Source organism: Sphingomonas sp. NPDC079357 (assembly GCF_044901155.1).
Lineage (GTDB): Bacteria > Pseudomonadota > Alphaproteobacteria > Sphingomonadales > Sphingomonadaceae > Sphingomonas.
Genome location: NZ_JBJDOM010000005.1, coordinates 206,128 through 214,320 on the forward strand (window position 1 = coordinate 206,128; position 8,193 = coordinate 214,320).

Below are 8,193 nucleotides of genomic sequence, written 5' to 3' on the forward strand. Positions count from 1 at the left end.
GTCAGCGGTCCGTCAGGGGACCAGCTTCTTTTACCAGCGCCACCAGCTTGGTCGGGTTAAAAGACTTTACTGACCAACCAGTTGCGCCGCGGACTTGGCGGTTTTGCGCAGATCTTCCTGTGATTCGGTGGTCAGCAGCACGATCGGGGTGAAGGCCATCCCCAGGCAGCTTGCGTACCGCCTTCACCAGATCGATGCCGCTCATCCCGTCCATGTGGAGGTCGGTTAAAATCATTCGCGTGGTCAGGCCGTTAGCGAGAGGGTCCAGCGCCGCCTCCGCGCTGGACCCCTCCTTCATGTCGAGGCCGGTCGGGCGCAGCGCGATCACGTCGGGGTCGAGCCGCGTCGGCTGGACGACATGGTCGATCGGAATGCCGTACAGGCTGCCGCCGATGTCGACGACCATGATGCGCGTGACCGCCATGCTGAGCGGCATCGACAGCCGCGTGACGGTGCCGTGCCCGAGCTGCGAACTGACCGAGACGCGCCCGGCCAGCTTCTACACGGCGCTGAGCACCACATCCATGCCGACGCCGCGCCCCGGCAGGTTGGACACCTTCGCCGCGGTCGAGAGGCCGGGACGATAAATGAGGTTGATCGCTTCCTGATCCGACAGCGCATCGGCCTGTTCGCGGGTGATGACGCCCTTGTCGACCGCGACGCTGCGGATGCGCGCCGGACCGATCCCGCGCCCGTCAAGCATATCGCAGTTTCGCCAGCTGACTAAACTGCTGCTAACAAAGCAAATTAACCGTGATATATTGGTAATGCACGGGCTGTAATCGGTTCGTGGTCAAGTGAAAGCCTGTAATAAAGGCCAAGATACATAGGCTTGCCTGATTCTAAATAGTGATTATGCTTTTTTACCTCCATCGAAATTAAAAGATTATTTTGCGGTCAGTTGCGTCGGCAGGCGCTTGACCCATCGCGCGCCACTTTCTGGCGAATTGCTGAGGAAACACGATCGACAAAGTGGCCTGATGCTTGGCAGACAGGCGGAGCCGGCGCGGTTCGCCGGTCCATATCGGGGGATAGGCGTTGCTGGGGAAAACGGGGGTAGCGCTGGCGGCGCTGCTGGCGGGGACGAATGCGGCGGTGCAGGCGGCGCCGGGCGGCGAGGATCTCGCAGCCAAGTTCGGCGCGCGCGAAGCCGTTCGGCAGGTCAGCCTGGCGCCGGACGGATCGCACATCGCCTATATCGTGCCGAGCGGGACACATGGCAGCGCGGCCGTGATCGTCGATCTTGTGAGTGGAAAGATGACTCCGCTCGACCTCGGCGACGGCGGCAAGGTTACGCCCCAGCGCTGCGGCTGGGCCTCCGCGTCGCGTCTCATCTGCAAATTCTATGGCATCGGTGATTATGGCGCGCAGCGTATTCCGTTCACGCGGCTGCTCGCCTTTGATGCGGACGGCAGCCATCCGCTGTATCTTGGGCGCAAGACCCATCATGCCGAGCGCCCCAACCAGTTCGACGGCGATGTGATCGACTGGCGGATGGGCGACGGCAAGGTGCTGATGCAGCGAAACTTCGTTCCTGAACGCGCCGAGCTTGGCTCCAATCTCGGGAACGATGGTCGCGACGGGCTCGGCGTGGAGCTGGTCGATGCCGCGACCGGGAAGGCCGAGCTGATCGAGCGTCCCGATGGGGATACCGAGGACTATTATGCCGACGGACAGGGTAATATCCGTCTGAAGGTGGAGCTGCCGCGCGGGGCCGACGGGCAGTTGAAGGGCGATGCGATTTATTCCTATCGCCCGACCGGACAGAGCAAATGGACGTTGTTCAGCAAGTCGCTGCGCGATGATCGCCAGTCGCTCGACCCGATTGGCGTCGACGGCACCCGCAATGTCGCGTTCGCGACAAGGCGGCTCGACGGCCGGCTGGCGCTCTACAGCGTCGCGCTCGACGGGTCGATGAAGAGCGAGCTGGTCTCGAGCAATCCAACGGTCGACGTCGATTCGATCGTGCGGATCGGGCGGCGCGGGCGGATCATCGGCGCCACCTATATCACCGAACGGCGGCAGACGGATTATTTCGATCCCGAGTACAAGAAACTCGCCGCCGCGCTGGCACGCGCCTTGCCCAAGACGCCGCTGATCCACTTCCTCGGCGCGACCGCCGACGAGAGCAAGCTGCTGATCTACGCGGGCAGCGATACTGATCCGGGCATGTATTATCTCTACACCAAGGCGACGCGGAAGCTGGATGGGCTGACGACCGCGCGGCCCGAGCTGGAAGACGTGCCGCTGGGTGCGATGCAGGCGGTGCGCTTTCCGGCCAAGGACGGAACGATCATTCCCGCCTATCTGACGCTGCCGCCTGGCGGGGCGACCAAGGGCTTGCCCACGATCGTCATGCCGCACGGCGGTCCGGCGTCGCGCGACGAATGGGGCTTCGACTGGCTGGTGCAATTCTTCGCGGCGCGCGGTTATGCGGTGTTGCAGCCTGAATTCCGCGGCTCGACGGGATATGGCGACGCGTGGTTCGCGGACAACGGCTTTAAATCGTGGGAGCTGGCGATCGGCGACGTCACCGATGCAGGGCGCTGGCTGGTCAAGGAGGGGATCGCGGACCCCGCCAAGCTGGCGATCGTCGGCTGGTCCTATGGCGGCTATGCCGCGCTTCAGAGCAACGTCGTCGATCCGGATCTGTTCAAGGCGGTGGTGGCGATCGCGCCCGTGACCGATTTCGGCCGCGCGAAGAGCGAAGCGGAAGGTTTTTCCAACCGCGACCTGGTCGAGCGGCAGATCGGTTCGGGCGAGAATGTCGCCAAGGGCTCACCGGCGCGCCACGCCGACCGCTTCAAGGCGCCGGTGCTGATGTTCCACGGCGATATCGACCTCAATGTCGGCATCGGTCAGTCGCGGTTGATGGACAAGCGGCTGCGCGCGGCGGGCAAGCAGTCGACGCTGGTCGAATTTCCGAAGCTCGACCATCAACTCGACGACAGTGAAGCGCGGGCGCAGATGCTGTCACGGAGCGATGCGTTTCTGCGCAAGACCTTCGGCGGCTGATCGGGAGCGGATCTCCGTCCGCTACCCCCGCGCGAGAACATGTCCGGGGAGGGCGGCGGTCCGCGGTTGCGGTCTGTAAAGAACGTCCGGTCGGCCGACACGGAGACGATGACGAGCGGATCAACGAGGCGCCGCTATCGCGATCGACGAAGGCGCTGGGTATTTCACCACTGACGTAGCTCGTCCCTATCGATGCGGCCTTGCCGGTGGAGCCACCGCCCCATCGCGACGACTGGCTAGCCCTTCCGCAAGGTTGTGAGCGGCGAGAAGCCTGTCTGCCTCACTCAGCCCCCGATTCGACGTTCGGCGATCGACCGGCGCGCAATTCGATCGTGTCCGGTCGCGCAGCTTCAACAAGGTCGATCGCGGCGCAGGCTTGGCTGAGAGGTGACCGAAGGCTGGCTGAAAGCGCGCTGACCATCAGGTTGGTCGACAATCGAATGAAATTTTGATGTTTCGGCGATGAGCGTTCGCCGACTTGCAACCGCATGTCCGGCGTCGTGAATGGCGGCGCGGCGTGTCGCCTCTCGGTAGCGCGACCCAAAGCTGTGAGGCAATCTCGCTGTCAGACCATCCAAGTTATGGAAAACCTAGTATGGTGACCCCTACGGGAGGAGGCGCTCGGCTGTGAAAGCCACGGTTTTCCGTCGTTCTCGCCGCCCTTGAAGCCGGCAGGTGTACTCGGCGGGTGTACCCACGTTCGTATGCCTCCTGTCGCAGAATGTCTAGCAGGCTGCTTAAGGGAACTCGGCGAGACACCGACTTGCATCCGCGGCAAGCGAGCAAGGAGCACAGGTGCCTCTCGACGCCAAGCCCACAGAGAGACCCTTCAGCTATACGTGAAAGTAGAAGGCGGCCAAATAAATCCGGGATAATGAGCTAGGCTACGCAGCATCGGGCTTAGCCGACCTGAGCTGGTGGCGTGCTGGTTAGCTCGGATGAGTATACCCAAGCACGCCGGGCGAGAGTGATGAGCACGTGGCAGGCAGCGAGGTGAGGGCGGCGCGGGTGTACCTGCGGGTGAGCACGGACGAGCAGGACCTGACGCGGCAGGAGAGCATCGTCGCCGGCGCGCGGGCGGCCGGCTTCTACGTGGCGGCCGTGTACCGGGAGAAGGCGTCCGGCGCGCGGCCCGACCGGCCGGAGCTCCTGCGCATGGTGGCGGACCTGCAGCCGGGCGAGGTGGTGGTGGCCGAGAAGATCGACCGCATCAGCCGCCTGCCGCTGGCGGAGGCCGAGCTGCTGGTGGAGACGATCCGCGGCAGGGGGGCGCGCCTGGCGGTGCCGGGCATCGTGGACCTGTCCGAACTGGTAGCCGACAGCGCGGGCGTGGCGCGCATCGTGCTGGAGGCGATGCAGGACATGCTGCTGCGGGTAGCGCTACAGACGGCGCGCGACGACTACGAGACCAGGCGCGAGCGGCAGCGCGAGGGGATCGAGATCGCGAAGCGGGCAGGGCGGTACACCGGCCGCAAGCCCGACCTCGCTCACCACCGCCGGATCGTGGGCCTGCGCGAGGCGGGCATGAGCATCGCGAAGACGGCGGAGCTTGCCGGATGCAGCATCGCGCATGTCAAGCGCGTCACCGCACTCTACCGCGCCAGGACGGCTCCAGCAGCGCCGACCTCGTGAAGCGAGCCGGGCTTGTCCGCACAGTCCAGCCGGTCTTGCCGATATCATGACCTCTGAGCCAAGAGACGTGATCTACTTCGACGGCGGTGCACCACCACGGCCAAGCGCCGGACTTAGCGTACGTTTTCGGGCCTTCTCTCACCGAACTCCTGTAAACGCTCGTGATAAGTGGCGGCGTTCTGATAGCGCTATTTGCCGCAGCGAGCGACGAGGGTCGAGCGAACTCAAGTGACCTTAGCTCGGCTGTTTTCTGCCCGTTGTGAAGAACAAAGCCATATCATTGGGAACATAGCCGCTCACCGCGTCGGCAATCGCGCTGCCGATGAAGTCGGCCCTGATCGCCTCCCTCGTTTCGGCTCTGGCCTCCTTGATGCCCCGCCACGCCGGATGATCCAGGCGCTCGTCGTACATGGCGATCACGTCGTCGATCGCGACTGGGTTGGTATTCGCGAAAGCTTTGCGGATATCGACGACCTCAAACCCTGCCTGAACCAGCAAGTCCCGGCACCGTTCAGGCGTGTCCGCCACTTCGCCGTAGGACAGCCTCACCCCGTGACGAAGCGCCGCTTCCGACGCGCGTTGCGAAAAGCCGAATGGCTTGGCGGCTGTGTCGAACGCGATCGTACCGCCCGGCTTCCGAAGGTCACGCCAACAGCGCAAGGCCGCGTTGATATCCGACATCAACACAAGGGCGGACGCGCAGAACAGACGATCAAAGCTGCTGGCAGCATAGGCGGGGTGTTCGGCGTCTCCTTGCTCAAATCGAACATTGGCGAGCCGCGCCTCCGCCGCTTCGATCATCGCCGCGACGATGAAGGGCTGCGAGATGGTCTGCTCCTCGGCGATGGGAAGCGGAGCGTCTTCATACGCGAACTCCTCGAGGCCCGGTTCGACGAAGCGCTCCCGCGGAACGGCACGCATCGCTGCCAGCACGCGCTGATCCCGAACGCCACGCCGCTTGATATGCACGTCCATCATGCGATCGCGTGCGCGTTGAACGTCGGTCATTGCCGCTCTCCGTGCGATGTTCTTTCCGTGAGAAAACACGGCGATCCGAGGCGTTCCGGTTCTCGCCCCTTGGGCCGACGACCTGGGGGCTGGTGGCCATCTTCTCGGCCACATCCCGCCCATCTCTCACTTTCCCGCGACGTTGCGCTTGCGGGTCGCCGCTGCCGCCTTAGCGGACGCGGAGCGATCGGCTGCCGATCGGTGCGCGGATGCTTCTCCGCCCTTCTTACCGCCCGTCTTCAAGGAGTCATGCATGTCGGCTTTGCCGCGACCCGATCCCGGCTCGTCGCCGCCTCCGCTCTCCTTGGTGACCGTCGCTCGGGCGCGGCGTTCGGCCTCATCCTTGGGTCTGCCGCGTTCCTCGTAGCTCTCCTCGATGTGCTCAGCCTTACGCTTCTGCTTATCGGTATAGTCGTCCTTGTCTCCCTAGAGTATCGGCTCTCTCCTGCTCGCCCGTCAGGCTGATCGGATCGTCAGCTTCGGACGGGTCTTTGTGCGCCTGCGCAATTCGCGCGCGTGCGCTTCATATTCGATCGCGAGCAGGCGGTGCGCCGATCCCGCCTCGGCCGATTTCGCACTGTCTGCTGCCTCGGCTTCCTCTCGGGCGCGCCGTTCATAATATTCGAGATTGTCGTTGGTCACGTCGCCCTCTTCAGTCTGCTCCAGCTACTCTCCACACGAAGGCTACGACAAGATGACGCCTAGTGGCTCGCCATCGGCACCCTGATCTCGAAACACTTTGATCCGTTCGCGGGCAGAATGACGACCCCGCCGATCGACTCGAGCAATCGCCGTACAAGTCCGAGCCCCAGTCCACCCGTCGTTCGACTTGCGATCTCGGGAAAAGGAAGACCGTCATCATCGACGATGATCGTCAGACTTCGGCTGTCGTGCGGGCGCACGACGATGCGGATGCGACCACTTCGGTCCTGTGCGAAGGCGTGTTTGATGGCGTTAGTCGCCAGCTCGTTGACGATCAGCGTCAGTGTCGTGACCTGAACCGCCGACAAGCCGCTCACGGCGCTCGCCGTTTCCAGCGACAGGAAGATGGAGCGCGGCTCGGCCTGGCTCTGCAACGCCTCGCACACCTGCCGCAATGCCGCCTCCAGCGTCGGTCGGCGTTCTTCCTTGAGCGACGCTCGGGCACGCGCGAGGATAGCGACCCGCTCCATCGTGTCGATCAGCGCCTGCCGCGTCTCGTCACTTGCCGCCTTCCGGCTCTGAAGCGCGAGCAGGCTCACGACGAGCTGGAGGTCGTTGCTGCACCGATGATTGGTTTCGCGCAGCAGCAGCTCGGCTTCCGGCGACAGGGCCCGATAACCGGCAGAAGGATTGGCGTAGGCCGTTGCCATCTCGGAATCGTTCATGGCGCGAGGTGGGCGGATGCTCGCCCGTCCTGTAGATAGGCAGGATCGAAACCCGCGATCTGACGAAGCGCGTCCATGTCGGCGATCATGACAGTGCGCCCTTTCGTCTCGATCAGGCTCTCGGCGCGCAGCTGCTGGACCGTGCGATTGACGTGGACAGAAGTGAGGCCGAGCACATCGGCGATCTGCTCCTGGGTCAGCGGCAGCTCGAAGCGGCTCTCCCCATCGTCCAGATCGCCGAGCCGCGCGCTCATCTCGCACAACAGATGCGCCAAGCGCTGCCGGGCTGACAGCCGGCCAAGGCAAAGCGCCCACTGGCTGAGGATCGCGTTCTCATTCAGCGCGAGCCAGCCGAGAGTCTTGGCGATGCCGCTGTGCTGCTCGGCCAGCGCCAGGACGCGGTCGCGCGGAAGGGTGAGAACCTTGGTCGGGGTGAGCGTACGCACCGCATAATGCATGCGCGTGAAGAGCAGAGCGTCCAGGTTCGCCGCTTCGCCGGGGGTCAGGAGCGCCACGATCTGACGGTGGCCGTCTCGCGTCATTTTGTAGCGGCACGCCCACCCATCGATCAGAACCTCGATGTGGGCGGCGCGCTCGCTCTCCCGCAACAAGTCCTTGCCGGCTGCGACCGACCTTGCGGGAAGCGCGACTCTCTCAAGCGCGAGCCGGTCCTCCGTCGAAAGGAAGGGAGACGCGGCGAACCGCGTGCCTAGCAGCGTCGGGTGAGACGAACGCTGGTGTGAGAGGGTCCCGCTGGACCGAAACTCGTCAAGCATGTTCCACCTGCCTCGCCGGTTCCACGGAGGCGATACGATCGAGATAGGCCTCGGCGAGCCGGTGGTGCGCCGCTACGACTTCAGGCTTGGTCGCCCGCTGCGCCAACTCCAGTTCGGCTCCGGCGCGACGTTGGAAATAGAGGACATCATCTTCGATCATGCCTTCCTCCACCTACCGTTCACATGCGATACATATTCCGGCATCTTCTCCATGTTAAGTTCTATCGGCTGGTCTGTCGGGAAGGCGACATGACGTGCTCCCCAAAGCTCTACCAGTTATAACTGGAGTCCGGGGTTGGTATGACAGTCCCCCGGTTTCTCATCCGGGCGTGATGCGAGCTTCCGGCTTGCATCAGCCGGGGTTAACCCCGGCTGATGCAGCATATTCCGCTGGC

Annotated in this window: 11 protein-coding genes; 2 read left to right on the top strand and 9 right to left on the bottom strand. The window is 63.9% G+C overall.

Annotation, left to right across the window (positions count from 1 at the left end; translation table 11 throughout):
* Window position 1: 1 nt before the first annotated feature.
* Together ACI2JO_RS15670 and ACI2JO_RS15675 are read right to left on the bottom strand one after the other, a co-directional pair.
* Window positions 2–424 (bottom strand): hypothetical protein, encoded by a 423-nt coding sequence (locus ACI2JO_RS15670; protein ID WP_404721542.1) that lies wholly within the window; start codon window positions 422–424, stop codon window positions 2–4.
* Window positions 425–499: 75 nt separating this feature from the next.
* Window positions 500–703 (bottom strand): hypothetical protein, encoded by a 204-nt coding sequence (locus ACI2JO_RS15675; RefSeq protein ID WP_404721543.1) that lies wholly within the window; start codon window positions 701–703, stop codon window positions 500–502.
* A 335-nt stretch (window positions 704–1,038) separates the two neighbouring features.
* On the opposite strand from ACI2JO_RS15675, the gene ACI2JO_RS15680 reads away from it, so the two are divergent.
* The gene (locus ACI2JO_RS15680; RefSeq protein ID WP_404721544.1) at window positions 1,039–3,015 is read left to right on the top strand and encodes an alpha/beta hydrolase family protein; all 1,977 of its coding nucleotides are present in this window, start codon (window positions 1,039–1,041) and stop codon (window positions 3,013–3,015) included.
* 280 nt (window positions 3,016–3,295) lie between these two features.
* Here the strand turns inward: ACI2JO_RS15680 and ACI2JO_RS15685 are convergent, their stop codons facing one another.
* The gene (locus tag ACI2JO_RS15685; protein WP_404721545.1) at window positions 3,296–3,505 is read right to left on the bottom strand and encodes a hypothetical protein; all 210 of its coding nucleotides are present in this window, start codon (window positions 3,503–3,505) and stop codon (window positions 3,296–3,298) included.
* A 503-nt stretch (window positions 3,506–4,008) separates the two neighbouring features.
* Here ACI2JO_RS15685 and ACI2JO_RS15690 point away from each other — a divergent pair.
* Window positions 4,009–4,647 carry a recombinase family protein gene (locus ACI2JO_RS15690; RefSeq protein ID WP_404721558.1) on the top strand — a complete coding sequence of 213 codons (639 nt, stop codon included), beginning with the start codon at window positions 4,009–4,011 and terminating at the stop codon, window positions 4,645–4,647.
* A gap of 234 nt (window positions 4,648–4,881) precedes the next feature.
* Here the strand turns inward: ACI2JO_RS15690 and ACI2JO_RS15695 are convergent, their stop codons facing one another.
* The 6 genes from ACI2JO_RS15695 to ACI2JO_RS15720 form a co-directional block, all read right to left on the bottom strand.
* Window positions 4,882–5,655, bottom strand: coding sequence for a methyltransferase domain-containing protein (locus ACI2JO_RS15695; RefSeq protein WP_404721546.1), 774 nt, complete (start codon window positions 5,653–5,655; stop codon window positions 4,882–4,884).
* A gap of 126 nt (window positions 5,656–5,781) precedes the next feature.
* A complete protein-coding gene (locus ACI2JO_RS15700; protein WP_375272280.1) occupies window positions 5,782–6,033 on the bottom strand; it encodes a plasmid stabilization protein in 252 nt (83 codons plus the stop codon).
* Window positions 6,034–6,111: 78 nt separating this feature from the next.
* Entirely contained in the window at window positions 6,112–6,297 is a 186-nt protein-coding gene (locus tag ACI2JO_RS15705; RefSeq protein WP_375272266.1) for a hypothetical protein, read from the bottom strand.
* A 59-nt stretch (window positions 6,298–6,356) separates the two neighbouring features.
* Complete coding sequence (locus ACI2JO_RS15710) at window positions 6,357–7,007, bottom strand: sensor histidine kinase (RefSeq protein ID WP_404721547.1); 651 nt, start codon at window positions 7,005–7,007, stop codon at window positions 6,357–6,359.
* An 11-nt stretch (window positions 7,008–7,018) separates the two neighbouring features.
* The gene (locus ACI2JO_RS15715) at window positions 7,019–7,798 is read right to left on the bottom strand and encodes a Crp/Fnr family transcriptional regulator (RefSeq protein ID WP_375272264.1); all 780 of its coding nucleotides are present in this window, start codon (window positions 7,796–7,798) and stop codon (window positions 7,019–7,021) included.
* Window positions 7,791–7,958, bottom strand: coding sequence for a hypothetical protein (locus tag ACI2JO_RS15720; RefSeq protein ID WP_404721548.1), 168 nt, complete (start codon window positions 7,956–7,958; stop codon window positions 7,791–7,793). Before ACI2JO_RS15720 ends, ACI2JO_RS15715 begins: the two co-directional genes overlap by 8 nt.
* Window positions 7,959–8,193 lie beyond the last annotated feature (235 nt).